We start from the raw sequence: 26,653 nt of genomic DNA, 5'->3' as shown, positions 1-26,653 counted from the left end.
GACTAGCCTGCGTTGTGGGCATCGGTCAATTATCCGACCCCGGAATATTTTTCATGGATAGTGTGTTGCAACTGGATATCTCCCTGGGCGGGGCACTGGCGACGATCGCCCAGGTCGGTGACCTCAGCATGGGACAACCACTCGGTCATTCCCGGCGTGTTGCCGCACTGGCGCGGATGCTGGCGCAGGCCCAGCATGGCGACGGTGAACACCTGAGGGTAGCGGAACAGGTTGCCTTGCTGCGCTGGTCCGGTTGCACCGCCAATGCCGAAGGCTTTGCGGATCTGCTGGGCGACGACGTCGATGGTCGCCGCGCGATGCTCGATTTGACGCTGGGCAATGAGCAAATGAACGCGGTGCATCAGGCAACCCCGCTTGCCGTCGTGCACTGTGAGGTGTCTGGAGCAATCGCCAAAACCCTCCAGCTCGGTGCCGCCGTCGAGGCGGGCTTGTGTCGCGTGTTCGAAACCTACGACGGCACTGGCCGGCCGCTGGGCCTGACCCATGAGCACATTCCGGAGGTCGCCTATCAAGTAGTACTTGCAGGTGATCTGGATATTCTCAGTCGTGCACACGGCCTGGACGCGGCGCTACGCTGGATCAGAGAGCAGTCGGATCGGCGCTATCCCGCGTCGCTAGTATCGTTGCTTCTGGGGAACGCAAAGGACTGGCTGGCGGATTTGGAAACGCTGTCGAAAACGGTTGACCACGCGCATGAGCAGCGTTGCGTCTCACTGACGTTGGTGGGAGACATAATCGACTTGAAGCTCCCGTGGTTGGCAGGGCATTCGCGGCAGGTAGCGCATGTCGCCGTGGAAGCTGCGCGCCTGTGGGGGCTGCGTGAGCCCACTTTGACAGAAATTGGTAAGTCCGCGCTCATCTACGGTCTCGGCCGGGCAGCCGTTTCGAACCACCTTTGGAATACCGCAGGGACGCTGCCATACGGCGCTGCAGAGCGGGTGCGCCTTGTCCCTTACTGGACGCAACAGGCGCTTAGACCTATCACTGAACTGGCCGTGCCCGCAGAGATTGCAACCCATGCCTATGAACGGCTCAACGGCAGTGGCTATTTTCGAGGCGTGGCGGGTGATGCGCTGTGTGCCGAGCATCGCCTGTTCGCCACATCGGTAGCCTGGGTCGCGCTAAGGGAAGCCAGACCATGGCGATCGGCCCACGGCGAAACGGATGCAGCCAGGCTACTCAAACAGGATGCTGGCAGTGGCTTGTTCGACAACGATGTTTGCGAAGCAGTCATTGCCGCCGCAGGTGGCGAGCGTCGGATGCGTCAACCGAAGGCTTCGGTACTCACGACTCGCGAGTGCCGCATCCTGCTGGAGATCAGCCGTGGCGCCAGCAACAAGCAGGTGGCGCGGCTGCTGGACATCAGTCCGAGCACGGTTCGCACGCACATGGAAAGCATCTTTCGCAAACTGGAATGCTCGACCCGGGCAGCCGCTACCTTGAAGGGACTGACACTGGGATTGATTGCCTGAGCCAGGTCCGGGTCAAGCCTGAATCATGCGAGCCCGTCCTGATCGGCTTGACTGGCGCGTGCCAGGTCGATGAATGCCTTGGCTGCCGCGCAGGGGTTGCGGCGGTTCGGGTAGTACAGGCACAGCTTGTCTCTGGGCGGTGTCCAGTCTTCGAGAGTCCGCACGAACTGTCCGGCGCGGATTTCGTCGTGAACGTCCTGCTCCATGAAAAAGCCGAGCCCCATGCCTTCCTGCACCGCCACCTTGACCACGCTGGATTCATCCAGCGTAAGCGGCCCGCTCACATCGAGACGAGTCACTTCTGCGTCCCGCTCGAAATGCCACGGGAAAATCGCCCCATTCGGTAGTCGAACGCGGATGCATCGATGCTGGAGCAGCTCGGATGGCGTTCGCGGTTTGCCGTGTTTTTCGAAGTACGCCGGCGAGCCGACCACAGCGTACCGTTGCGGCTGGCCGAGAGGGATCACAATCATGTCGTTCGGAACGAGGCTTGCTGAACGCACGCCGAAATCGAAGCCGTCAGCAACGATATCCACCAGACGGCCTTCGGTTACGAGGTCGATGTGTACTTTCGGATGATGCTGCAGGAACTCCATCACCAGTGGCAGGAGCGCCGATCGGGCAGCGCTGGCGAACGCATTGATACGCAGCGTGCCCGAGGGGCCGACGTTATGCGATCGCACTGCATCGAGTGCAGCACGCAAATCCTGCAAGGCTGGCCCCACCTGTTCCAGAAATATCCTGCCCGCTTCGGTGATGGCCACGCTACGGGTAGTGCGATTGAACAGCCGCGATTCGAGGCGGGCTTCCAGTTGGGCAATGGTGTTGCTCAATGCGGTGGTGGAGACGTCGAGATCGATAGCGGCTTGCCGAAACGAACCCCTGCGTGCGACCGCTATAACAGCGTCCAGCTCACTGAGGCCTAAACGATCTTGTGACATGGATTGTCCTGATTTTCGGGATTGGTCATAAGGGTTTGTCCCAGTTAACAAACTATCCGTCAAGCAGCAAGATCTCTCCAGGAAATCTATCCAGGAGATCAGCAAATGAGCCTTCAGCGTGTCAGCGTTGTTGAGACGTACTTTGACATCGGCAGTGGAAGCGATTGGGGTGCTGCTGAATGCTCGCCACCTCAAGCATGTGATGCATTGCTGAGGCTGGCCGCACACGGCGAGCGCCAGACCCAGCAGCTTGGTGGGCTATTACTCACTGGGCGAGAGTGTCGCATCCTCAGGGCGATCAGCGTTGGCGCCAACAACAAGCAAGTGGCGAGGTTGCTGGAAATAAGTCCGAGCACCGTTCGCACGCACGTGGAAAGCATCTTCCGAAAGTTGGAATGCTCGACTCGAGCGGCCGCCACCTTCAAGGCAGCGAAACTGGGGTTGATCTCCTGATGCCCGGCCCGGATGGATGCCTCATTGCATCAGGCTCGCGTACAAAAGTGCACAAGATCGCTTCATACAACCAGATTCTGGAGAGCGAAAACATGACCCTTCAGCTTCCCGACGTCGTGCAGGCGTACTTTGCGGTCACCAATGGTGGCGATGCAGCGCAACTTGCGAGCTGCTTCCGCTCGGACGCCACGGTTTCGGATGAGAGAAAAACATACGAAGGAACAGCTGCCATCGAAGCCTGGCAACAGGAGGCACGTAGAGCCTTCATCTATCAGGTCCAACCACTGCATGCCCTGCAAGGGCAGGGCAGACTGACTGTCATTGCGCACCTTGTTGGGAGTTTCCCCGGTAGCCCGGTTCAACTGAGTCACGTCTTCACGCTGGAGGGCGGTCGAATCCGTTCCCTGGAGATCACGCCATGCTGAATCTAGGTTTGACTGGCAAGCGGGTCCTCGTCACCGGTGGCACCAAAGGCATCGGCAAGGCTGTCGTCGAGTTGTTACTGGCCGAGGGCGCGAAGGTCATTACCTCGGCCAGGCAGGTGGACGTTGAAATGCCGGGCGCTATTCTGATTGCGGCTGATCTTTCGACCCGGGAAGGTTGTGACGTGCTGATCGCCGCGATCCAACAGCGGCTGGGTGGCGTGGACATAATGATCCATGTCCTGGGTGGTTCGTCGGCACCCGGCGGCGGTTTTGCTGCACTGGACGAGGAACAGTGGCAACGAGAGCTCAGCCTGAACCTGTTGCCGGCGGTGCGCCTCGACCGCGCCTTGCTCCCGGGTATGCTGGAGCGCAAGGAAGGGGTCGTCATCCACGTCACCTCCATCCAGAGTCGGCTGCCACTGCCGCAAGCGACAACAGCTTATGCGGCGGCCAAGGCCGCGCTTTCGACGTACAGCAAAAGTTTATCGAAAGAGGTTTCGCCCAGAGGCATCCGCGTGGTTCGGGTTTCGCCGGGCTGGGTTGAAACCGAAGCGTCGGTCGCATTAGCCGAGCGACTCGCGCAGGAGGCAGGTACTGACTATCAAGGTGGTAAAGAGATCATCATGAAAGCACTTGGGGGTATCCCGCTCGGCCGTCCATCGACGCCTTCCGAAGTTGCTGACCTGATCGGTTTCCTGGCTTCGCCGCGAGCGGCATCTATCACGGGAAGTGAGTTTGTGATCGACGGCGGAACAGTACCAACGGTTTAGCCGTCTGTTTGCAGGAAGGCGCAAAATGCTGCCCCAGCGGCCATCGTTTGGCCGCTTCTGGCCGAAAGCAACCCGTTACTCCGGGCGTAGCTGACTTCCAGTTCGCAAGATGACCTGTCCGGATGTCTTCTCGAGTGCCGTCGAGAATGAGCCCGCAGCAGTGAGTCATCGATGGCTCGCAGGCGCGTTGGTCGTGTGTACCTTGGCCAGGCGCAAGCGCCAGTCGCCGCCATGCCGGAGGCGGCATTCTTCTTCGGAGTCGAAACTGACGCAGCGGGCCATGTGGGTGACGTGTACGCCGGCGTCGCTCAGGGCGGCGGCTGTCAGCTCACGCATGCGTTTGTCTGCCCCCGTTGAGAGGGCGTGTTCCTGGCTGGCGCGGCTGTCGAAAATCCAGATCACGCGCAGGCTTTGGGGAAAGGCGCGATAGTCGACGGTGTGGGTCAGCCAGGCGAAGCCCGGGATTTCAGTTTTAGCGGTTTCACAGGCTTCGGTCAGGGTGGCGATGAGACGACGCTCAATACGGGCGTCGTCGCGTGACGTGGAAGGCATAAAAGGCTCCAGGCGGGGTGTTCAATGGCTGAGGTGTCAGCCCCTCAACGTGGGCTTGGTTGAATCGAGAGGCGTAATCGTTGCCACTCATTCCAGCAATCCTCGGCAACGATATCCGCATAGCCCCGTTCTTGTTCCATCGCCAGCGCGGTGGCAAAGGTGACTGCAATGCAGGTGGCTTGGTCTCGGATGTTGCAGACTTCGAGTTCGGTGAGTGGGGCGCCTTTTTTGGACTCGGCTGCTGTGAGTACAGCTGCAAGGGCGGGTACGAAAACCAGGCATAGGGGAGCGGAGGACATCAGCTTCTTCCTTGGAGTGAATTGGAGATTATTAACGGGACACGGGGCAGGGGCGTCGTCATCGTTTCATGGTCCGGTCCATTTATTTCTGCGTGCCGGTTGTTTCCAACGTCGAAGCAATAAGTTCGCGCAGCCACATATGGGCAGGATCGCGATGCAGTCGCTCGGGCCATAACATCAGCATTTCAAACCCGGGAATGGCCAGCGGAGGTGCCTGGACGTGAAGCGCCGGCTCATGTTTCACCAGCCTTTGCGGCACCACCGCAACCAAATCGCTGTGCACCAATGCCGAGACCAGCGAGTTGAAATTGGACACGGACAATACCACTCGCCGTTCCAGACCTTCAGCTGCCAGCGCGTGGTCGGTACTGCCAACGAAGCCGGCGCCATCAGGTGACATGACCGCATGTTCAAGGGCGCAGAACGCTTTGAGCGACAGCTTGGTTGCCAGCGCGGGATGGCCGCGCCGCGCCGCCAGCACATAGCGTTCGTGAATCAAGGAGCGTTGACGCAACTTGGGCGGCGCTTCATCACGGGTGTGCAGCGCCAGATCGATAAGGCCGTTTTCCAGATCCTTGGCAAAGTCGACAGTCGGTTTATTCATAAGCGCCAACCGCGTGTATGGGGCCAGGTGCCTGAGCCGCGAGAGCGACGGCCAGATCAAGGCAGTCGTCGCATAATCACTGGCAGCGATCTTCCACGTTTGATGGGACCGTCCGGGTTCAAAAGCAGCAACAGGACTCAGTGCGCTTTCCAGCGCGGCCAACGCATCACGCAGGGGCCCCTGCAATTCGCGAGCTCGCTCGGTGGGCGACATCCCTCGGGGGCCAGGCAGCAAGAGCGGATCATCAAGAAGCTCTCTCAGCCTGCCCAGTTGCAGGCTGACGGTCGGTTGCGCGAGATTGAGCAAGCGCGCTGCCCGCGTCACATTCTGCTCGGCCAGCAAGGCATCCAATGTGACCAGCAAATTAAGATCCAGACGGCGCAAGCTATTGTGCATGCAAATACCATGTGTTTCGGGAATTCATTTCTATCATAGCGGATACATGCTTACGCTGAGGGACACATTCAACGCGGAGCCCTCATGAAAATACTACTGATCTACGCCCACCCCGAACCTCGTTCGCTCAATGGCGCGCTCAAGGATTTTGCGATCACTCACCTGGAAACAGCAGGCCACGAGGTCGAAGTCTCAGATCTCTACGGCATGCAGTGGAAAGCATCCCTCGATCCGGACGACGCCCCAGGTTATGACGCAGAAACGCCTTTCAACCCGGCGCTTGAATCCCAGCGTGTATTTGCCGCTGACAGCCAACCGGCGGACATCCAGGCAGAGCAGGCCAAATTGCGCTGGGCCGATGCCGTCATCTTTCAATTTCCGCTGTGGTGGTTCTCGATGCCCGCGATTCTCAAGGGCTGGATCGAACGCGTCTACGCTTACGGGTTTGCCTATGGGGTCGGCGAACATAGCGAAAGCCACTGGGGCGATCGCTACGGCGAAGGCAGCATGACAGGCAAGCGCGCCATGTTGGTGGTCACAATGGGCGGTTGGGAGTCCCACTACAGTGGCCGAGGGGTGAACGGCGCGTTGGATGACCTGCTATTTCCTATCCAGCATGGGGTGCTTTTCTATCCTGGCTTCACGGTCATGCCGGCCTTCCCAATCTATAAGACCAGCAAGATGGACGCCGCCCGGTTCCAATCCATTTGCACGGCTTATGCCGCTCGCTTGAATACGCTCTTCAGTGATCAACCCTTGCCATTTCGTCGCCAGAATCACGGCGATTACGAAATCCCGGCGTTGACGCTGAAATCGCATCTTGCGTCGGGTCGTTGCGATCTTGGTATTCATATCAGTGACGGTGAGAGTGTTTGAGGTGAAACGCGTATTGGAGGCTTGAGCCCAAGGGGGGCGGGTGGTCGGGTTGTGCGCCTCAGGATTGATCATTTTTGGAGGTCAGTAATGACGGTCCCGGTTATGCTCAGAACAATAAAGGGGACGCCCATTAGCCGGTCTCAAGTCAAGGCTAAAAGCCAACTCGCCCTGCAGCTTTTAACTGTAGGGTTTCCCTTTGTCTCAACCTGCTCGGTTGAACCCGTCGTCCCCGTTTTCTCATCAATGGCTACGACCGAGTCGTGCCTGACACCCATATGGATCAAGCGGTAGCAACACAACGCGCACTGCCCTGGCAGTGAACTGCCCCAGAGAAACGTTGGTACCGCCAATGTGTCCAAAACGTGTCACAGAACTGTGGCTCGTGCGCAAAGCGCACGTCCAGTCTCTACTGGCTCACTTAGCGGACGACCCGGTTACAACGCACTCAGGCGGTGATGATCGGACGCCACTCGGATTTTTGGCTCACGTCCAGTCCCCTTTCTATTGCCCGATCATCACCTGACTCGCTCTTCAGGCGAAACAGCGTTTAGCGTCAAAAGGCTGCTTCTCCTTAAGGATGTGGTAGGTCGCTCGCGCTAGGCACTGTACGAAAAGTAATGTCGCAAACACCGCATGGCACAAGCTAACGAGACCATCGCTGCATAACTTTTCGCGAGCTTGTCGAAGCGTGTGACGATGCGGCGGTTTTCTTTCAGCCAGCCGAACATGCGCTCGATGATGTTGCGCTGCCGGTATTTTGGCCGATCAAACAAGCGAGGCAAGCCGGGCTTGGGTTTGCGTTTCATGTATCGCAGAGGGATTACCGGCTGCATCCGGTAACGGTCACAGTAGCGACGCAGAGCCTCAGCATCGTAGCCTTTGTCGGCCAAAAGCCAGCGACATCGTTTGCGAGGACGACCGCGCAAACTGGGGATATAGGCTTCATCGAGCAGTGGCTGGGCATACGAGATATCACTGGCTTGTCCGCCCGAAAGTAGAAAACGCAGCGGTATGCCGTTGGCGTCGCAAAGCATATGAATCTTGGTCGTCAGGCCTCCGCGACTGCGGCCTAGCGCATGGTCTGAAGGTTCATCAGGCCCCTTTTTTTTGGCGCCTGATGAAGCTCGGGTTGCGCGTACAGCTGTGGAATCGATCATCCATGTTTCCAGGTCGATCAATCCTTGCTCGTTCAGCTTAATGTGCAGCCGCCTGAGCATCAGGTCGAACGCTCCTTGGTTACGCCAATCCCGAAATCGTTGATAGACCGTTGACCAGGGCCCGAAGCGCTCGGGCATGTCGCGCCATGCGGCGCCTGAGCAAAGCACCCAGAGCAGGCCATTGAGCATCAAACGATCATTGGCTCTCGGCCGACCATTGCGCCGGGGTTGTTCAAAGAGGTCAGCAACCAGCTCCCAGGCTGCATCGGGAATTTCGTACAGTTTCACCATCGTGGCCTCCTGCCTTCGATGGGCGCGAACTTTACCGAATATCAGTATTCAAGTGCGGTGATGGCGGTTTCAAAGGATTTCGTACAGAACCTAGGTGAGCACATTCCTCTGAACTGGGCAGAGAGCGACTGAAGTGCATATCACATGCGCTCTGGGATTGAGCGTATATGCAAATAGCTTTCGCTAACTGGTTGCTTGAGCGGGCTCAGATGAGAAGGTGTGCAGAATATCGTGCGCCTGGAGCAGAATACTAAAGAAAAAGCACAACTTTCATGCATCTTTGAGTGATCGCCTTTGGCCGGTTCAAGCCAATGGTAACAGGGGGCGACCGGCCAAAAGCGGGCTTTCAGAAAATGATTTCGTTCCCTTTTTCGCTAGACAATCTCCAGTCTCTCGAAGCTAATGTGGGTAACCGGAATTGCCTCAGAACTAATTTTCTAAACTTTCCTCAACGTATTTGCGCAGGTACAATTCAGGGCTGCGGGATATATACCTTCCCAACGCTATCAAATAAAAGAAAACTTCCAGCCTTAATTAATGCGCCATTAATGTTTACAGCCTCCGTAACTCTAAATTTCACGATAGCCATATCTTTAATGTAGAGCGTTGGGTTATAGCCGAGATCCTGCCCATTGAGAGTGAGCCTGCCTTTAATCTGCCAAGACTCAGCATAAGACTCATCCGCACCAAATTGCGTTGTTAAAAGTGAGTTGGCGGGTGCAATAACTACCTCCACTTTGCTTGGCCGGCCAAAGCTATCAAGTGCTACAGGCAATGTCGCAACGATCTTTGGAATACCATTATTTCCACCCTGCACCCTGTAGACTCCAGCTACTTTGTCAAAGTAAACCGTGACAGCACCGGCTACAGTAAAGTCAAGAATCCTGTACGGCTCTCCTGTAGAAAAAAAGCTGATAGTACTACCATCCTCAGAAAAGCTCGCTACCAAGTCTCTAGGCAGGATCAGATTCTTGTCGCCTGGTGCTGCACCTGACAAAACCTCTCCTGCTGAAACTTTTCCTGAAACGAAAAAGGATATATCTGTATCAGCCTTGAATGGAATACCGCCGATCATAACCTGTGTTTTGATCCTACCACTCCAAACTTTTCCGTCCCCAAAAAGCTTTATCAACGACGCAGCCTTGTATGTAACGCCATCAATTGCAGTGTCGCTTTTCAAATAACCAGATTTAAGCTTCCCACCATAATATATTGATACTTCTTTCGTGGCGTCAATTAGTATGCCGTTGTATTCTGCATCAGCAGTTATTTTTACCCCGTCAACGGAGGTCTGAGTTGGGACATCTTCCGCTTGAATTGTTGCCGAAAAAAAAGCCGCCACAAACAATGCAGTCATGATCATAAAATTTTTATTCACTGAGCACTTCCTTATTTAAAATTAATTTTCTTATGCGTGCGCCATTAGAAGCTGTATATGACCATGCTATTCTGTATGGTTTCCATGTCCGCACTACACCAGCCTAGAATAGTAGAGTATCAAAAATTAGGCGGATTATTTTTCAAACTCTCAAGGCTCATGTCTGGGCTAAAGACGTTAGGCAACCTGGCTGGGGTCGTGAACAATTGCCCCGCGTCCATAAAAAAGCACATGCTGATTAAATTCACGCTGAATGCTCTCCTTGATCTGACCGGCTCTTACATCCACTCGATAGTCGATAATCTGTAGCCTATCGGGGACAGACCAGGATATTGATGACGTTGAGAGTCCGTAAGGGGTCGGTTGCAGCCCTTCGAGACAGGCTGAAATCGGCCATAAGCGGACATTGACCTGGGAGCTGTAACCTGCCAGAAGGGATATACCGTACTGATGCGATTCGCCCTGACGAGGAGTGAAGAGAAGCAAAGATCACCAGCTAAAAAAATTGATATCTGCTTCGATACACTCCTATCAATGAGCCGCTGCTACCGGTAAGGTCGCGATCATATGCTTGATTGTAAGGTTGCCGAGTTTCGATCCCAACGCTGAAAAGTTATCCTGATTGTCCCTAAGATGCATTGCGTCGTTGTATATAACCGCCAACAGGAAGTATATCTCCGGAATTGCTACGCCTTTAGACTGGACGAACTCCAGCTTAGCAACGGTTTTATGAGTTAATAAAAATTCCTCTCGGAACTCTGGATCAATTAGTTCGTAGCCAAGCGCTTCAACTCGTCGGCGTACCGCGCTGCAAACCGCAAGAGGATCGAAATTCTTACCTTGGATATACCGCTCTAATTGCAATCCGCAGTGATTAGCAAATTGTGATGATTTGGAAAGTGCGTCAGGCAAGCCAAGAACCTTGAACTCATTAGACAGGTCCATATCTTCGTGATGAAAGTGAAGAAAAAACTTAGCCACTGGATCCTCAATGGATTTATCACCTCTTTTTATTATTAATCTTTCGACACCTCTGTCTAGCACTGCGCTTTTATTTAAATAACAAACCTTCTGGTCGCTGAAGGTAAAGTTCCTGAAAAAGCCAGGATTCAAATGAGTCATAATCAACGGAAATATCTGACGACCTTCCGATTTCATTTCGGCGATCATTTGTGTCAGATAGTACTGACAGGCAACGAGGTTCGCGTCATCCAGATAATCGAATATTTCGTCTATAACAATTATGCATTTATTTTTTTTAAGTCTAAGCTTGGCTTTCTTCAATTGAGCAACAAAGCAAATAATGTCGCGCTCGCCGTTAGAAATTTGATTTGCTTTTGGGAACGTTACTACCAGGCCCTCTTTGGTTTCCTTAGGCGCGATGCTTTGCCACGTACCTTTCAGAGAACTGAAGGTTTGAGTGTAGGCGTCTTTTTCGATTAAATAATTGGAACGTTCAGCCGCTTTTCTAAAGGCTGACTTATCTTTGGCATGAATATCGGCAATTTGTAGAGCAGCAAGTACATTTTCAATTTCGGTTGGATAAATCACACCCGACGCCTTCAAAGCTTCTACAATGCTGCATACGTAATCAACAGATTCGACAGCTACAAAGTCTTCGGGGGCTGTATTGGCAATAATATTTGTAGAACTACCGATAGCAGCATTTAACTTATCCTTCACTGACTTTATTGCCTTGGAGGTCCCAACCTGGCCTTGTTTTGAAAAGTCGACCTGATTCCAAATCCTGGTCATCAGACGGTTGTCTGTCAGAAGATAAGATATGTTTGGAAGTATCTTTCCATTGGTACCAAAATCCCTCTTGGCAGCGGCGTAAGAATATGCAAATTTGGCTGCAGCCGGAATGTTTTTAATGAGTACTACGGGATGAACTTCGATAGCAGATGTAACAATCATATTGCCACTAATTTTTAGCTTTTTTGCTTTTGACACAAGCTGGCTATTAATTACGTGAACACCGAACACTTCGTCCAATTCATTTTTCTTGTCGTCCGCTTCCTTTTCAAGGATGGTGCCATCCTGCATTGTGTAGCTTATCTTTAACGTTGGCTTAAGGGTTTCGTCACCTTTATGGGCATTATCTTTGTGTAGTTCCATCCGCTTCGAATTCAAAGAGGCAAACGCTGCGGTAATTGAGCTTTTTCCGAAACCGTTTGGAGCAACAATAAGGGTTGGTTTATTTGGAATTAGCAGGACGTCAAAAACGGTGTTTTCAATGCCTTTAACGTTGGTTATTGCGATTCGGTCCATTCGCTTGATCATATAAAAACCAATCCTTTTCATCGATGAAAGCATCCAAGCCACACCCCCTAATAAGATTTTCCTAGGGCGGTCGAACGCAGAATACACAGGCAAGCTGTAAAGCCGCTCTAAATTTGATTGCTCCAATCTACGCTTTTTTATTGGAAAAGCGACCTGGGTCAAAAGTATCCGCGACGTTGGAATCTCGTGACGATGTGGGTGGAGCTTGGGGAACCGGTTGACTGGGGTAAAATCCTGAAGGCCTTGCAGGCAAAGGACTGACAGAAAGGCAAATCGTGGCACCGATCATCGCTAGCTTTTGTCTAGGTGAATGCATCATTCAGGTGAACGTCGGCTTCCAGCCAGAGCAGCAGGTCGACCCAAGGATCGCCTCGGGCCAAGACTAGCCATTCGATGTATTTATGATAGCTGGGCAATTCAAGAGCAAACAGGTAGAACTAGACTCTTACAAAATCCGTTGGGGATGAACATGTCTAACAGAAAGAAACGGAGGCGAGCAACACCTAAGTTGCCAAGGGATGATTACGTCTACGGATCAACTGCTGATGTGGTCTCGACACTCACATTCACCGTTAATTCAGTTACCGGTGCAGCTTCGATTGCAGGGGTCGATCCCAGCACCATCACTAGGAGGCTCACCCATAAGCGAGCAGGCAAGGACGACAAGGTGATCTATTCCGCCCCCGCTGATGACTTCTCCCTGTCACTAGGCCATTTTGATGAGCTCAAACGGCGATTCGATTATCTTATAGCAGTAGACACGAATACCCGTAAAAAACCGGAAGTGCAGGAGGGTTACGCTGTCAGCGCCTCCTGCATTTATTACATTTCCGAGCCAATTCAGACCGTAACAAGTCAGATTCAGTACCAACATCTAGCTTCATACATAATTCTCGATACCAATATACACGCTAAACACGAGTCTTTAGGCTGGCATCTAGCGATCATTCGCCACGTGGCTCATCCCGTTCTCCGTACTTCGCGTATAGGTATCATCGTGGATAGTGAATTGGGCAAACACCTAGAAATCAATGCACGCAAGATCGCATATTATGCAGGCCATTACCTTCCGGAAAACGTCACTCTTTTATACGCATCTGGCGAAAGAACCGATACGTTTGCAAATGGCATGATCAAACATTGCGATGCGGGCGCTAATGCCATGCTTGACGAAATGGAACGTCGCGGCCTGGATGAATTGGTTCAGAAAGATGCTCCTATTGATGGCACCGCGAAGTGGTTTAGCATTTCTGGAGTACACTCGGTTCCAGGACTGGATTGAATCGCCCCTGATTACTAGGCGAATCCGACTGGCTTCATGGCGTCATAGACAAAAAAGGCGTTTAATAACTAGGGAGTTTGAAGTATGGCCAAGCGGAAAAACACCCAACCGTTACGTTATCGTGAAATCCGTAAGTGCGGCCCGTTCGATATGCCAATAATAAAAGAGGAGTATCCTTTTTTTTCACATCTACTTAAAAGCTCCCTTAGTCAAATTAAACAGCTTCCCGATTTTTCAGAGGACGATAAGATTGCGATAGCTTCGGACTTCGGAGGAGAACATCCGGACGCGTGCTTCACCACCTATTCCTTTCTAATCTTCTCATATAACAAGGCAGAGCCATTTATTCGCCAAGTTAAAAAATTAAGGCGAAAGTATAAAATCCTTGAGCCATATAGTGAATTTAAATTCAAGGACTTGAAGTTCGGCCCAAGAAGTCGGGCGTTGCCAGACTTCCTGTTAGCTATAGATAATTTCATACATGGCGCACTTATTACAATAGCGATTGAGAAAAAAATTGGGACAGTATTCGGCCCATCAAAAAAACTTGTTCACCCCTTCATTGAAGAACATCTCGCGACTTTAGGTATGGGCAATTGGAAAGGAGAGACGGGAGAAAAGGCACTTCGCATATGTCATTCGATAGCTATTTTTATTGCTTTGATGACCCACCAAAACCAACGCTTGCTTTGGTATTGTGATAACGACTCAATTAACGAAGATGGTGCAGAGAGGTCTTTTAAGGATACGCAAAAACTATTTACTACAACCTTGGGAATGTATTGTGAGCACCAATTTAATCTAATTGGTTTTGGGAAGTCATTTGAGGAAAAATCACATTTAGATGATTTTTTAAGCGTAGCAGACTTTGCTGCTGGGGTGACCCAGGATGTTTTAAAGGCGCACCACACTGGCCAAGACAGCATCCTCGGCTTCGAAAGAAAAGAAGCACTAATAAAATGGCTCGCAAAAGAAAGCAACTTTCTTTCTAAAGCCACTATTCAAATTAGCATGTTACCAGACGGGGAAATAGGCAGCGGATTAGTTGACTTTTCTCTAGTGCAATAGATACGTTATCTATTAAATAACTGTTATTTATAGACAGTTGTCTCATTGACTCAGTAGCACTTTGTCGACCGTAAGCGGAAATTTTGCGAATGGCCGATAATGGCCGATAGTTGCCGGTCGCGAGGGCCGTAATCGACCCAAAGCGAATGCCCAGACATTCAAACCAAACGAGTAGATAATCGACTGCTCCTCCAGCCATTTCCAGTGTGTATGAACAACGAGTCTTCCCAGCGCGAATCTACCGGCAGTACAGCATATAACCTTGCGCAGGCCCACGGTGCCCGGCCCCTGTCCGTTGATGGCTACCATCAAACGGTAGAACTGTGCGGTCGCGTCGCCTGCGGCTGGCTGTTCCGCTATAGGATCATTTGCAGCTTGGACATACCAGCGCATGACCAAGAGTCATTCGCTGGCGCTGTAGGTTGCTTGGTTGCTGACGACGGAGAGATACGTGATCTCTCAGGTCCGATGTTCATGGACATGCTTCACATGCTGGCATAGCTCGCGGGACCACTTTTGGCCGGTTAGCGACCCCTCTGTTTAGCCATCCTTGTCCTTCCACACGTGGAGGACATGTCATGAACAACATCGCTACCCGCAGCCGTCAGCCCTGGAACAAAGGGAAATTGGTCGGGCAGAACCCCCCGCTACGACTGAGAGATATCTGGGCCATCCGAGTAAGGTTCCAAATTGCAGAAAAAACTCGGGATCTGGCTCTCTTCAATCTGGCCATCGACAGCAAGCTTCGAGCTTGCGACTTAACCAAGCTCCGCGTGCGCGACGTTGCCCATGGCGAGTACGTATCATCACGAGCCATGGTGATGCAGCAGAAAACGCAGCGGGCAGTGCAGTTCGAGATCACTGAGCAAACACGGTCTGCTCTCACGGTCTGGATACGTCAGGCCCAACTACGCAGCGAGGACTGCCTTTTTCCTAGCCGGCCACGTACCTCAAACCATCTATCCACTCGTCAGTAGGCTCGTATCTTCAAAGGCTGGGTTAAGCCGTTGGCTTTGATCCAGCCATGTATGGCACTCACACAATGAGACGTACCAAGGCATCATCGTCTATCGCAGGACGAAGAACCTGCCGGCGATTCAGTTGCTGCTCGGCCATACGAAGCTGGCGAGCACCATTCGATATCTGGGTATTGAGGTCGATGACGCCCTGAAGATGGCGGAGCAAACTGAGGTTTGACTATGCATAGCGACGGTCGAATTCAGGCCGTCGCTAACCGACCCAAATTGGTCAGCATCATGTTCCAGTATTATTATGCCGATGCCCGGACTGTTCATAGGTAGGCTTATATATGGCCAGAAGCGTTAGGCTTCAAAAGAAACTTCATTCAAAGCATCTCATTGAGATAGCGGGAGAGGTGGTGCTTGATGATTGCCTTGTTGAAAAGCTATGGGCGCTCAACAGAGGTGACAGGTTTGAGTTGAACTCACGCTCCTTCAGTTTTGGACCTGTTCAAAAATACCGCTTGGAATACGTGATAACGAGAGGCCCAGTTCCTGGGCACTGGCTCTACAAAGAATTTGACCCAGAGGAACTGACATTATTTTTTACGGCAAAAGACTTTGTCGGCATTTGCCATGGCTGGACCTTGTTTGACGAGTGACCGCTCAGCATCAGCTTTCTGGGAGGCAGATTCTGGCCGATCTCTGCCGGTTGGAACCTTTGAACTAGGTAGCCAGATTTGAGGTTCGGCGCAGATACCATCTTGAATTACGTAAAACGGGCGCTTTCAGGCGCCCGTCATTCCATCAGCTTTCAACCTGCGCCTGAAGTCGCCTACCAATCACCTCCAGCAAATCACACCCATCGCGTAACGGAATCACCAAAAGCTGTGCAAAGTCCGAAAGCACCACCGTATCGCTGGTTATTTCAGAGCGAAACGCAATGTTCTCCAGTACCTGAGTCACCACACGGATGCGGTAATCAGCTGTGGCGTGTAGTACGTCAAGCGGGGCTTGGGTGTCGATGAGTAGGGAAGCGGGGGTGCAGTCGATGCCGGTGATGGGTGTGTATCTTTGCATGGGATTGCTCCAATTAATTTATAGGGCTGATCCGATACGCAGGTCGCCAAACCTGATCACCATATCCGACGATGGGAATGACTATATATTTCACCAGGTTTGACGGGCAAGACACCTGCTTCCGAGAGCCTTGTAGGAATCGAGACAGTTTTTTGCCAGAGATAACCGGGCAGACAGAGGCGCAGTCAAACCTGATCGACACTGGACAGTTGCCCGGCGGGGATCTACCGTCGCGAGCGGCCTGGAGTCATCGAGCCAGGTGCTTTGATTAATAAAGGAGAGGGGACATGGAGAAATGGACGCTGCACTGGCTGGAGGCCTCGGGGAGTCTTGCCGAGTTTCGCCGCGAGCTGGTTGACGAGTTTGAAGCCGCTTACGAGGCTATTGCTCGCCTGATGCCCCCGCCGAGACTCGATGTCCTGATTCAGCGGCTACCGGGCGAAACCATTCCGGAAATGGGCCTGGTAGGACGGGCGTATCGCAGTTCCATGTTTACCATGACCCTTGATCCCGACAATCCGAATTTCTTTTCCAGCCTGCGCACCGGCGCACTGCGTCGGCATGTTGTTCATGAGGTTCACCATTGTCTGCGCATGGGTGGCCCTGGTTATGGTTGGACGTTAGGCGAGGCGTTGGTCAGCGAAGGGCTTGCCGGTCAGTTTGTTCGGCATGTGCTTGGTAGCGATCCGGAGCCTTGGGAGCATGCCATCGCATCTGCCGATCTATTGCGTTCACCGGTTGGACTGCAAATTCTCGAGTCGAGGTATTACGATCACAACGAGTGGTTCTTTGGTTTTGGCGACAAACCCAAATGGCTCGGTTACTCGTTGGGTTATCAAATGGTCGGACGTTGGCTTGCGTCGAGGGGCGAAACTGATATTTCGACCTGGGTCAACGCACCTGCAGCAGACATCATGGCCAATGCGCTGGAGGAAGGTTTGGTATTGGCTGAGTCCTGAACGCTTGCCGCAACTTTTCAATTACCTGGCTGATAGAGGGCCCTTGGATCGCTGGCGGTGTCGGGCTCTCACCGAATTCACGCCAGATGAACAATGTCAGCTCTGCGCCATCGGTCAATGTCTGGGCGTTTTCTTGAGTGCCAAAGGTTTCCAGCAACCTGTACCGCGCATCTTTCCAGAACAGTGCCTCGACCCAGTCGTACACCGGGATGAAATGGAAGTGGATGGGGTAGCGGGGATCGTGGCCGAAGCGGCTGATGTAAAGCCATTTGGGGTTCAGTTGCGTTTCAAGAACCCTCTGGATGTTTGCCATCAGGCTGCCCAGCTCTGCGAGTGCGGGTTCGGGCAGTTGGGCCAGTGAGTGAGCGTGATGCTTGGAACCGAGCATGAGGTAGCCGGGCAGGGCGGATGCCAGGTGGTGGTTGACTAGCCAGTGGGTGGTTTCGTGGAGGATGAAGTGGGGGAGTAATTCCAAAGCGGACTCCTTGTTAATGATTGGAATCTTTGTTTATCAGGATGATTGGGTATTGGGACTGCTTCGCAGTCCAGCGGGGATAAATCCCCTCGCCACAGGGGAGAGTGCTGCAACTAGCCTTCGAACTCCGTTTGCAGCATGGTCAAAAACGCTTCCCTGGCGGGATGTCGGCCGGCGTTTTCATGCCAGTAGAAAAGGTTATCGATGCCCGTCAGCTCGGGAAACTCATACCCTGTCCAACCAGCGCCCTGGCGGTATTGCTCATAGATCCCTCGGGGCACCAGCGAGACGCCGGCACCGGCGCTGACACAGCCAACAATGGCGCCATAACTGGCGATGCTGATGATCGGTTGCACTTGGTCATGACGCAGCAGCCACTGTTCCAGCGCCAAGCGGTACGGACAGCCCGTGGGCCACATGAAGATTGCCTTGCCTTGCAGATCGGCGGCGCTGCGCAGCGGGCCTTGGGACTCGGAGGCGATGAGCACCAGGTCTTCGCGGTACATCACGGCTCGCTTGAGTCCAGGCCGTTCGATGTCCACCGCTACGATCACGCCATCGAGCCGGTGATGCTGGATATCGTCCAGCAACTGCGCCCAGGTGCCGGTGCTCAGCTCCAGCGACACCTGCGGATACTGCGCGTGGTATTTGGCGAGCAACTGAGGCAGGCGCCCGGTGGCGCTGGACTCGATGGCGCCTATGCGCAGTGGGCCGCTTGGTGCGCGGGTGGGGGCGACTGCGCGGCGGGCTTCTTCCGTCAGGCTCAGTATTTTTGTCGCGTACTCCAGAAACACTTCGCCCGCTGGGCTGACCCGCAGCCCGCGACCTTCGCGGAAAAACAGCGGCGTGCCGAGTTCCCGTTCCAGGGATTTGAGGCGCGCGGTGATGTTGGACGGCACACAGTGCAGCACTTCGGCGGCGCGGGCGATGCTACCGGTTTCGCAGACTGTCTTGAGCATGCGCAGTTGGGACAGTTCCATGGCTCACCAAAAGTGAATGGTTGACTGAGTTTAAGTCACTTGTGCTGAGGTGGGGTGGTTTCGATACTTCGAGGCAAATCGGCCAGTGAGCAGGAACTTTAGATGGAAACGCGTTTTGCGCTGGTTGAAGGTTCCTCCGGCAAAACCGGTGTGAAGGTTATCCTGGCGACGCTGTTGGTGATCGTTTGCTGGGCCTATTCGCCGATTGGTATTCGCATTGGCTTGCAGGCTTATGAGCCGGGTCAATTGGCGTTGGTGCGGTTTCTCATCGCCTCGGTGTTCATGGCCATTGTGGCGATGGTGAGGGGTATTTCCTGGCCGCGTCTCAGGGATTTGCCGTTGCTGGTGGTGTTGGGTTTCTTTGCTGTCAGCTTGCACCACATCGCCCTCAATTACGGTCAGCGGGGCGTCAGCGCCGGGGCGGCCAGTGTGCTGGCCCAGTCCACACCGTTGTTCAGCACGCTGCTGGCGCATTTTGTCTTCAAGGACAGGGTCAGTGGTTGGCAGTGGGGTTGTGTGTTGTGCGGCTTGCTTGGCGCAGGCGTGGTGGTCGCGGGGGATCGTGGCTTGGGTGACATGGACGCCCATGGGCTATTGATCCTGTTGGCGGCGCTGTCCTGGAGTTTGTATTTCGCTTTGCAGAAGCGGCATGCCCATCGTTATGACGGTTTGACCCTGGTTTGTTACACCGTTTGGTCGGGCACGATTCTGTTGTTCATTTTTGCGCCGGGGATGTTGAGTGCGGCGCGGCAGGCTTCGGCTTCGGTGAATCTGGCGGTGTTGGTTCTGGGTATTTTTCCCAGCGCGTTGGCGTACCTTGCTTGGGCTTACGTGCTGGCGCACAGCAAGGTGAGCCGCGCTTCCATGGCGCTTTACCTGATACCGCCCACGGCCATGTTGATGGCTTCTTTGGTGCTGGCTGAGCGACCGTCAGCGATGGTTATTGTTGGGGCGGTGATTGTGTTGATGAGCGTGCTGGCGTTGAGGTTTGAGCCGGGGAGCGGGGCAAAAGTCGGTTGATTCTGTTGTGGGTGTCGGCAATCCCACACACGGCTTGCGGGGGCTGTGAACGATCGTTCCTCACGCTCCGCGTGGGAATGTCGCCGGGGACGCTCCGCGTTCCGCTTCTGTAAGGTGACGCAGAGCGTCACGGGATGCATGCCCACGCGGGAGCGTGGGAACGATCGTCCGAACGAGCGGGTGCATTATTTCTTGACCGAGTAATCCTGCCCCCACACCCGTACCGTGCTGACCGCCTCGCTCATGCCTTCAAACACGAACTTCTGGCGCACGGCGGTCTTCGCCGGAATGGTGACTTCATCCGGGTTGTCCAGGCCGGTGAGGCGGTTGGAGTAACCCGCCTGGTCAATGGCCAGCAGCACGCCGGTCTGGCCGAGGTTGACCACGCGCAGTTGGGTGTCGGTGCTGTTCTTGAAGCCGAGGGTGATGCTGACGTTGTCGTCGCCGGGTTCGAGCTTCAGCACTTCAACGGCGATGCGGTCTTTCATTTGCTCGCCGGAGGAGATGATCGCGGCGCCATCGGTGCCTTGGGCCGACTCGCGGCCATCGAGCACGCCTTCGCTGACGCCGCCCAGCAGGTTCTTGCCGGCGGTAATGAAGGTTGAAACGGCTGCTTTGGTCGAGTCCTTGATGAGGCTGCCGTCGGTTGGCTCGCCTTCGGCAAAGCACAGGGAGCTGAGCAGGAGGCTGGAAACGAAGAGGGTGGAGCGTGACGGCAGAAAAGTCATACCTGGATCCTTGAGGGTGGCCTGCGACATCGCCTGTCAAAAGGGCGAGCGGCAATGATAGCCGTGATCATGGGCCGCTAGCGATCTGCTTCCTTGAGTTTTTCCGACATCTTCACCAGCGTTGCCAACGAGTCCGCATTCATCTTGCGCATCAACGACCCGCGGCGCACTTTCACGGTCACTTCGCTCAACCCCAGTTGGCCGGCCACTTGCTTGTTCAGCAGCCCTGACACGACCAGCGCCATCACCTCGCGCTCGCCGTCAGTCAGGGCGTCATGCCGGCGTTTCAACGCGTCCACACTCGCCGCGACCTTGCGCCGTTCCTGGTCGCGGTTCAGGCCCTGGGTGATGGCATCGAGCAGGTCCTGTTCGCGAAATGGCTTGGTCAGGAACTCCAGCGCGCCGGCCTTCATGGCTTTGACAGACATGGGGATGTCGCCATGGGCGGTGATGAACACCACCGGGACCAGGATGTTCAAGCGTGCCATTTCCTGCTGGAAGTCCAGCCCATTCAAGCCCGGCATGCGCACATCCAGAATCAGGCACGCCGGGACGTCCGGCCGCTGGGCGTCGATGAACTCACGGGCCGAGCCGAACGCCATGCTTGCCAGGCCCACGGAGGCCAGCAGGTCTTGCAGTGAGGCACGCACCGAGTGGTCGTCGTCGACGATGTAGATCATCGAATCGGCCCGGTCATGAATGTCAGTTTGGCTCATCGGATTCCCTTGTGACGGCTGGCAGGGTGAAGTGAAACGTCGAGCCCGACGGTGGATTGCTGGCGGCCCAGAGCCGGCCGTCATGGGCCTCTATGATCGAGCGGCTGATGGCCAACCCCATCCCCATGCCGTCCTGCTTGGTGCTGTAGAAGGCGTCGAATACCCTTTCCCGGTCGCTCGCCAACAGACCATTGCCTTGGTCGGACACCGAAAAGAGCAGTTGCTGGGGCGATTCGAGCGTCACCTGAAACTGCAGAATCCGCTGGTCGACGTCAACCTGGCGCATGGCGTCGAGCGCGTTCATCGCCAGGTTCAGGATCACTTGTTGGATTTGCACTTCATCCGCCAGCATCGGCGGCAGCCCTTCCTGGACCTGTACGCGCAAGGTGATGTTCTGCTCGTTCAGCTCTCCGGCCAACAATCGCAGCGCGGTATGGACCGTGTCGGCGACGTTCAGCCACTGCTTCGTCGGCGCTTGATGCCGGGCCATGCCGCGCAACCGGGCAATGATGTCGCTGGCCCGATGGGTGTCGGCGATGATCCGCTCCACCGCCTGCCGGGCCTTGGGCAGGTTGGGCGGCTCGGTGGCCATCCAGCGCAGGCTGGCACTGCCGCTGGCGGCCACGGCGGCCAGCGGTTGGTTGACTTCGTGGGCAATCGAGGCGGCGAGTTCGCCGAGCATGTTGATGCGGGCGATGTGCGCCAGGTGGGCGCGGGTCTGATGCACCGTGCGCACGGCGGCCGAGAGACGCAGCGCCAGGTACGTGGTGCCGGCGATGGCCGCGAGGCTGATCAGCACGTTGATCAGCCCGGCCTCTGTGTCGCCAAAACGCGTGAAGCGATAGCTGAGGATCGTCAGGACCATGCAGATAGCCGCTACCCCCGCGACCGCGCGTGCCGGCAGGATTCTCACCGCGATCAGCACCACTGCGATCTGGAAGACCCCGACCGCGATTTCCAGGTCGGTGATGGTATCGATTGCTGCGATGCCCAGGGCCAATCCCAGCAGAAGCAGTAGACGCAGGGTCAACGCTGTTCTTCTCATTGAATGTCCATCGCGCATTGCTCCAACGACCGATCCACGCAGTTTATACCGCGGCACCTCAGGATGGATTGTCCAGGCTGAACTGATCGGCCACTTCGTCGTAGGCGAACAACTCGGCGTAGCGGCCCCATTGCGTGACACAGTCCAGCGTAATGGCGGCGTCGTGCTCGGACATGAAATCTTCCAGTTGGTCACGGAAACGCCTGGCCGGTGCGGTGCGGGTAGGGCGGTCGTCCAGCACCCGGCGCACATGCCCCACCAACGGCACGTATTTAAGCAGGTGCCGGGCAAACAGTTGCTTGCGCTCATCCACCGCTGAATCGGCGTAGCGCTGCCCGGCCGGCAGGAGGGTGATGTGGCCGTCCTGCAGGTCGGCCAGGCGCAGGAGTTGCAGCACCTCGGCGACCGGCAACAGGTCACTGGCGGTGTAGCGCAATGCACTGGCGAGCTCACGCAAGTCCGCTTGGCCGGCAAACGGCTGGTCCTGCACCGCTTCGATCAGCCCGGCCAGGGCATTGCTGGAAATCGACGGCAGGACCATGCCCACGCCGCTGCCGGCAAAGGTTTCCTGGCGTGCGGAGCCGACATTCGCGCCGCCGGCCATCTGCACGTAGATGTGCTCGACCAGGGCTTGGAATGCCGGGTCGGCGCGATTGCGCGGCTGGCTGAGGTCCACGCTGATCTCGCTCATGACCCGCCCCGGGTTGGAGGAGAAAATCAGTATCCGGTCACACATCAGCACGGCTTCTTCGATGTTATGGGTGACCATCAGGATCGACCGGATCGGCATGCGCCCCTCACGCCACAGCTCCAGCAGGTCGGTGCGCAGCGTTTCGGCGGTCAGCACGTCCAGCGCGGAAAACGGCTCGTCCATCAACAACACATCCGGGTTGACAACCAACGCGCGGGCCAGGCCGACGCGCTGGCGCATGCCGCCTGACAGCTCTTTGGGGAAGGCGCTTTCGAAGCCGTCGAGGCCGATCATGTCGATGGCGGCCAGCGCCCGCCGACGTCGCTCAGGTGCTGCCACGCCGAGGGCCTCGAGGCCGACCTCGACGTTTTGCAGCACCGTCAGCCAGGGGAACAGGGCGAAGCTCTGGAACACCATGCGCACCGAGCTCGCCAGCCCTTGGGCATTGCTTGGAAAATCCACCACGCCGGTGGTGGGCGAAATCAGGCCGGCGATGGAGCGCAGCAAGGTCGATTTGCCGGAGCCTGAACGCCCGAGCAGGCCGACGATTTCGCCCTCGTCCAGGCGCATGCAGACGTTGTCCAGAACCCGGCGTTCGGCGCCGCCAGCCGTGCCGTAGACGTGGCCGACTTGCTGCACATCCACGAGGCAGCGTTTGTCCATTACTTGCATTGGATCACCCCTCAATCAATTCGAAGCCGACGTTCGGCGAAACCGTACAGCGGGCGCCACAGCAACCGGTTGAAGCCCACCACGAAAATCGACATGACCACGATGCCCAGCGCCACCCGATGCAGATCCCCGGCCGTGGTCGCCTGGGCGATGAAGGCGCCCAAGCCGGACGCGTACAAATGGTGGTCGCCCCAAGACACCGCCTCGGCGACGATGCTGGCGTTCCATGAGCCACCCGCTGCCGTGAGGGCGCCGGTGACGTAGTAAGGGAAGACGCCCGGCAGCGCGACTTGGCGCCACCACTGCCAGCCGTGTATGTGGAAGCTGCGCGCCGCCTCGCGCAAATCAGTCGGCAGGGCGCTGGCACCGGCAATCACGTTGAACAGGATGTACCACTGGGTGCCCAGGATCATCAGCGGCGAAAGCCAGACATCGGGGTTGAGTTTCAGGGCGACGATGGCGATCACCGCGAACGGAAACAGCACGTTGGCCGGGAAGGCTGCCAGTAACTGCGCGATGGGTTGCAGGCGCTCGGCCCAGCGCGGGTTCAAGCCGATCCAGACGCCGATGGGCACCCACACCACGCTGGCCAGCACGATGAGCACGCTGACTCGCACCAGGGTGATCAGGCCCAGGCCAAAGGTACTGGCCACGTCCTCCCAACCTAAGGTGCTGCCGATGAACCGCGACACCTGCAGGATGCCGGCGATGCAGGCAGCGGCGACCAGGGCGAGCCAGACCCGGTCGGCTGCGCGGCTGACGCGGGCACTGGTCGTGAAGCGGATGGACGGCAGCCGGGGGAGCTTCTCCAGAAATAACGAGGCCTTGATGCTGCCCAGCGTCAGCAGCACCAAGGGCACCAGGCGCGTCGAGCGCAGCAGGTCGTAGACCCTCGACCGTGGGCGTTTCTGGGAGGCGGTCTGTTCGAAGCGGAATTTGTCCGCCCAGGCGACGATTGGCCGGAAAAACAGCAGGTCATAGGCAATGATCACCGCGACCATGGCCAGCACCGCCCAAGCAATCGCGGCGATGTTTTGCTGCTCGATCGCCAGCGCCAGCCATGAACCGATCCCCGGCAGGCTGACGGTGGTGTCGCCGACGGTGATGGCCTCGGAAGCAACCACGAAAAACCAGCCGCCCGACATCGACATCATCATGTTCCACACCAGGCCCGGCGTGGCGAAGGGCAACTCCAGCCTGATGAAACGTTGCCATGGCGAAAAGGCGAACTGTCGGCTGACCTCGTAAAGATCGTTGGGCACGGTTCTCCGCGATTGATAGAAGCTGAAGGTCATGTTCCAGACTTGACTGGTGAAGATGGCGAAGATGGCCGCGCACTCCACGCCGGTTTCCTTGCCTGGGAACAGTCCCATGAAGAACACAACGGTAAACGTAAGAAAGCCAAGGACTGGCACCGATTGGAGAATATCCAACGCTGGCAGGATAACGATTGCAGCCTTGCGGCTTTTGGCGGCCAACGTGGCGACGACCAAGGAAAATACAAACGAAGCGAACAAGGCGATGAACATGCGCAAAGTCGTGCGCAAGGTATATTCCGGCAGGTGCACAAGCTCAAGGGACAATGGCGAAGCATCAAGCACGCCGAGGGGCTGGTTCATTTGATCCAGGCCATGGACTACAAAGGCAGCCAAGAGTACGAGGAGGCCCAACAACGCGATATCGGCCCGCCAGGAATTGGCAGGAAGTTGCTCCCGGTTTTTGAAGGGCGTCAATACAGGTGCAAGGAAAGAAGGGCGCATGGGTCACCTCTATTACTCTTTGAAAACCAGGGCTGCGACCACACTTGCGATCATTGGATGTCATGAAGTTGAAACGCACTTGAACGGGGGCGTTAAATGCCCAGCAAGATTAAGGGCTGCCTGGGCTGAAGACCACGCTGACTTGGGACATGAAAATATACTTTGGTATATCCGTTTCCCTTCGATGAAAGAACTTCGCCGTATTTGTCGCCTATTGAAAGTTGCGCGACGAGGGCGGGAGGGCGTTCGTCTGATCCGTATTTTCCTGCGTCAGGTGCCTCTGTCATGAACCCAGTCCCCGCCCCAGAATAACCACGCGGTTTGCCTATCGGACGGCCCGTGTACTGCAATTTTTTGGTCCAGGAGTGCTCATGGCGAAGATGGCGATTTTTTTGGGTGGTTTTTTGGCACTGACCCTTTTGATCGGCGTGCTGGCGACGATTTCGCCGGTATAGGCACAAGCTGCTAAAGCCTCTATAGCGACAAGGCCACTGTTGATCGTTCCCACGCTCCGCGTGGGAATGCCTCCACGGACGCTCCGCGTCCGGCTCTTGAAGGGACGCAGAGCATCCCAGGCTGCATTCCCACGCAGAGCGTGGGAACGATCATCAAGGGTTTACCGACCCTTCCCACGTGCTCCGAGCCCTGTTCGTCTATCCCCAAACGCCTCGAAACCGGCAGCATAGTCATTCCCCACTCCGCAAAGGAAGGCATCCCATGGGCCGGAGCCGCTACGTCATCACCGAACCCGAAAAACCCCACTTTCTCACCTGCACATTGATGGAGTGGTTGCCGCTGTTCATACGGCCCTATCTCGTTGATCACCTGCTTGGGTGCTGGCGTTATCAGCAAACCCATCAGAACTTGCAGTTGTTCGGTTATGTCGTTCTGGAAAACCATCTGCATTTCGTTGCCCAAGCGCCGAATCTGAGCAAATGCTTGCGTCAGTTCAAATCCTTTACGGCGCGCCAGATCATCAACGACCTACAGAGCAAGGGTGCTGAGCGGGCATTGCAACGCCTGCGGTTCAGCAAGCGAGCGCATAAGCAGGACCGGGTCTATCAGCTCTGGCAAGAAGGCTCACATGCGGAGCAAATCTATAGCGAAGCGGTCATGCGCCAGAAACTGGATTACATCCATTTCAACCCAGTGAAGCGCGGGTATGTGGAGTTACCGGAGCATTGGCGCTACTCCAGTGCACGCAATTATGCAGGGATGGAAGGGTTGATTGAGATCCAGCGATGGTATTGACCGCGGCGTTCACCGCCCCCGCGACCCGCCAGAAGCGGAACGCGGAGCG

General features: G+C 55.6%; 25 protein-coding genes and 2 pseudogenes. 12 read left to right on the top strand and 15 right to left on the bottom strand.

Annotation, left to right across the window (positions count from 1 at the left end; translation table 11 throughout):
- Positions 1–53 precede the first annotated feature (53 nt).
- Positions 54–1,493 (top strand): HD domain-containing phosphohydrolase, encoded by a 1,440-nt coding sequence (locus CFII68_RS0125745; RefSeq protein WP_033062366.1) that lies wholly within the window; start codon positions 54–56, stop codon positions 1,491–1,493.
- Positions 1,494–1,516: 23 nt separating this feature from the next.
- Here CFII68_RS0125745 and CFII68_RS24155 read toward each other — a convergent pair whose 3' ends face one another.
- A complete protein-coding gene (locus tag CFII68_RS24155; RefSeq protein ID WP_033062365.1) occupies positions 1,517–2,434 on the bottom strand; it encodes a LysR family transcriptional regulator in 918 nt (305 codons plus the stop codon).
- A 198-nt stretch (positions 2,435–2,632) separates the two neighbouring features.
- Here CFII68_RS24155 and CFII68_RS24160 point away from each other — a divergent pair.
- The 3 genes and pseudogenes from CFII68_RS24160 to CFII68_RS24170 all read left to right on the top strand — a co-directional run.
- Positions 2,633–2,887: pseudogene (locus CFII68_RS24160) on the top strand (response regulator transcription factor); the annotation flags it as partial.
- Between the two features lie 92 nt (positions 2,888–2,979).
- A complete protein-coding gene (locus CFII68_RS24165) occupies positions 2,980–3,312 on the top strand; it encodes a nuclear transport factor 2 family protein (RefSeq protein WP_018601152.1) in 333 nt (110 codons plus the stop codon).
- Positions 3,306–4,082: an SDR family oxidoreductase gene (locus CFII68_RS24170; protein WP_018601150.1), complete on the top strand. Its 777-nt coding sequence runs from the start codon at positions 3,306–3,308 to the stop codon at positions 4,080–4,082. Before CFII68_RS24165 ends, CFII68_RS24170 begins: the two co-directional genes overlap by 7 nt.
- A 165-nt stretch (positions 4,083–4,247) precedes the next feature.
- Here the strand turns inward: CFII68_RS24170 and CFII68_RS24175 are convergent, their stop codons facing one another.
- The 3 genes from CFII68_RS24175 to CFII68_RS0125740 form a co-directional block, all read right to left on the bottom strand.
- The gene (locus tag CFII68_RS24175) at positions 4,248–4,634 is read right to left on the bottom strand and encodes a hypothetical protein (RefSeq protein WP_018601148.1); all 387 of its coding nucleotides are present in this window, start codon (positions 4,632–4,634) and stop codon (positions 4,248–4,250) included.
- A gap of 44 nt (positions 4,635–4,678) precedes the next feature.
- Positions 4,679–4,933: a hypothetical protein gene (locus tag CFII68_RS24180; RefSeq protein WP_018601146.1), complete on the bottom strand. Its 255-nt coding sequence runs from the start codon at positions 4,931–4,933 to the stop codon at positions 4,679–4,681.
- A gap of 82 nt (positions 4,934–5,015) precedes the next feature.
- A complete protein-coding gene (locus tag CFII68_RS0125740; protein WP_033062364.1) occupies positions 5,016–5,933 on the bottom strand; it encodes a LysR family transcriptional regulator in 918 nt (305 codons plus the stop codon).
- A gap of 84 nt (positions 5,934–6,017) precedes the next feature.
- On the opposite strand from CFII68_RS0125740, the gene CFII68_RS24185 reads away from it, so the two are divergent.
- Positions 6,018–6,809 (top strand): NAD(P)H-dependent oxidoreductase, encoded by a 792-nt coding sequence (locus CFII68_RS24185; protein WP_018601140.1) that lies wholly within the window; start codon positions 6,018–6,020, stop codon positions 6,807–6,809.
- 596 nt (positions 6,810–7,405) lie between these two features.
- Here the strand turns inward: CFII68_RS24185 and CFII68_RS26390 are convergent.
- From CFII68_RS26390 to CFII68_RS24205, 3 genes are all read right to left on the bottom strand, one after another.
- Positions 7,406–8,257: an IS5 family transposase gene (locus CFII68_RS26390; protein WP_084483633.1), complete on the bottom strand. Its 852-nt coding sequence runs from the start codon at positions 8,255–8,257 to the stop codon at positions 7,406–7,408.
- A gap of 472 nt (positions 8,258–8,729) precedes the next feature.
- Positions 8,730–9,635, bottom strand: coding sequence for a hypothetical protein (locus CFII68_RS24195; protein ID WP_018601136.1), 906 nt, complete (start codon positions 9,633–9,635; stop codon positions 8,730–8,732).
- A 531-nt stretch (positions 9,636–10,166) separates the two neighbouring features.
- Positions 10,167–11,918 carry a hypothetical protein gene (locus tag CFII68_RS24205; protein ID WP_018601132.1) on the bottom strand — a complete coding sequence of 584 codons (1,752 nt, stop codon included), beginning with the start codon at positions 11,916–11,918 and terminating at the stop codon, positions 10,167–10,169.
- Positions 11,919–12,387: 469 nt separating this feature from the next.
- Here CFII68_RS24205 and CFII68_RS0125735 point away from each other — a divergent pair, with 469 nt between their 5' ends.
- The 4 genes and pseudogenes from CFII68_RS0125735 (at position 12,388) to CFII68_RS24220 (ending at position 15,889) form a co-directional block, all read left to right on the top strand.
- The gene (locus CFII68_RS0125735; RefSeq protein WP_033062373.1) at positions 12,388–13,200 is read left to right on the top strand and encodes a hypothetical protein; all 813 of its coding nucleotides are present in this window, start codon (positions 12,388–12,390) and stop codon (positions 13,198–13,200) included.
- An 84-nt stretch (positions 13,201–13,284) separates the two neighbouring features.
- Positions 13,285–14,268 (top strand): hypothetical protein, encoded by a 984-nt coding sequence (locus CFII68_RS24210; protein WP_018601127.1) that lies wholly within the window; start codon positions 13,285–13,287, stop codon positions 14,266–14,268.
- A 578-nt stretch (positions 14,269–14,846) separates the two neighbouring features.
- Positions 14,847–15,465, top strand: a pseudogene (locus CFII68_RS26385) (tyrosine-type recombinase/integrase).
- A 112-nt stretch (positions 15,466–15,577) separates the two neighbouring features.
- Entirely contained in the window at positions 15,578–15,889 is a 312-nt protein-coding gene (locus tag CFII68_RS24220; protein ID WP_018601124.1) for a hypothetical protein, read from the top strand.
- Positions 15,890–16,034: 145 nt separating this feature from the next.
- Here CFII68_RS24220 and CFII68_RS24225 read toward each other — a convergent pair whose 3' ends face one another.
- Positions 16,035–16,307, bottom strand: coding sequence for a hypothetical protein (locus CFII68_RS24225; RefSeq protein WP_018601122.1), 273 nt, complete (start codon positions 16,305–16,307; stop codon positions 16,035–16,037).
- A gap of 287 nt (positions 16,308–16,594) precedes the next feature.
- Here CFII68_RS24225 and CFII68_RS24230 point away from each other — a divergent pair, with 287 nt between their 5' ends.
- A complete protein-coding gene (locus CFII68_RS24230; RefSeq protein WP_018601119.1) occupies positions 16,595–17,266 on the top strand; it encodes a DUF2268 domain-containing putative Zn-dependent protease in 672 nt (223 codons plus the stop codon).
- Here CFII68_RS24230 and CFII68_RS0125730 read toward each other — a convergent pair.
- Together CFII68_RS0125730 and CFII68_RS24235 are read right to left on the bottom strand one after the other, a co-directional pair.
- On the bottom strand, positions 17,220–17,741 hold the full coding sequence (locus CFII68_RS0125730; RefSeq protein WP_033062362.1) for an HIT family protein: 522 nt from the start codon (positions 17,739–17,741) through the stop codon (positions 17,220–17,222). The two genes, CFII68_RS24230 and CFII68_RS0125730, sit on opposite strands and share 47 nt — an antisense overlap.
- 113 nt (positions 17,742–17,854) lie before the next feature.
- Complete coding sequence (locus tag CFII68_RS24235) at positions 17,855–18,721, bottom strand: LysR family transcriptional regulator (protein ID WP_018601114.1); 867 nt, start codon at positions 18,719–18,721, stop codon at positions 17,855–17,857.
- A 102-nt stretch (positions 18,722–18,823) separates the two neighbouring features.
- Here CFII68_RS24235 and CFII68_RS24240 point away from each other — a divergent pair, with 102 nt between their 5' ends.
- Positions 18,824–19,741: a DMT family transporter gene (locus CFII68_RS24240; protein WP_018601111.1), complete on the top strand. Its 918-nt coding sequence runs from the start codon at positions 18,824–18,826 to the stop codon at positions 19,739–19,741.
- Positions 19,742–19,926: 185 nt separating this feature from the next.
- On the opposite strand, the gene CFII68_RS24245 is transcribed toward CFII68_RS24240, so the two are convergent.
- From CFII68_RS24245 to CFII68_RS24265, 5 genes are all read right to left on the bottom strand, one after another.
- Positions 19,927–20,469 carry a hypothetical protein gene (locus CFII68_RS24245; RefSeq protein WP_018601110.1) on the bottom strand — a complete coding sequence of 181 codons (543 nt, stop codon included), beginning with the start codon at positions 20,467–20,469 and terminating at the stop codon, positions 19,927–19,929.
- Between the two features lie 77 nt (positions 20,470–20,546).
- A complete protein-coding gene (locus CFII68_RS24250) occupies positions 20,547–21,185 on the bottom strand; it encodes a response regulator transcription factor (RefSeq protein ID WP_018601108.1) in 639 nt (212 codons plus the stop codon).
- Positions 21,172–22,248, bottom strand: coding sequence for a HAMP domain-containing sensor histidine kinase (locus tag CFII68_RS24255; protein ID WP_033062361.1), 1,077 nt, complete (start codon positions 22,246–22,248; stop codon positions 21,172–21,174). Before CFII68_RS24255 ends, CFII68_RS24250 begins: the two co-directional genes overlap by 14 nt.
- 40 nt (positions 22,249–22,288) lie before the next feature.
- Complete coding sequence (locus tag CFII68_RS24260) at positions 22,289–23,593, bottom strand: AAA-associated domain-containing protein (protein WP_018601104.1); 1,305 nt, start codon at positions 23,591–23,593, stop codon at positions 22,289–22,291.
- Positions 23,594–23,604: 11 nt separating this feature from the next.
- Complete coding sequence (locus CFII68_RS24265; protein WP_018601102.1) at positions 23,605–25,353, bottom strand: ABC transporter permease subunit; 1,749 nt, start codon at positions 25,351–25,353, stop codon at positions 23,605–23,607.
- A 717-nt stretch (positions 25,354–26,070) separates the two neighbouring features.
- Here CFII68_RS24265 and CFII68_RS24270 point away from each other — a divergent pair.
- The gene (locus tag CFII68_RS24270) at positions 26,071–26,604 is read left to right on the top strand and encodes a hypothetical protein (protein WP_018601097.1); all 534 of its coding nucleotides are present in this window, start codon (positions 26,071–26,073) and stop codon (positions 26,602–26,604) included.
- Positions 26,605–26,653 lie beyond the last annotated feature (49 nt).

Source organism: Pseudomonas sp. CFII68 (assembly GCF_000416195.1).
Lineage (GTDB): Bacteria > Pseudomonadota > Gammaproteobacteria > Pseudomonadales > Pseudomonadaceae > Aquipseudomonas > Aquipseudomonas kilonensis.
Note: the sequence above shows the minus strand (reverse complement) of the source record. Positions and strands in the feature narration are given on the sequence as shown.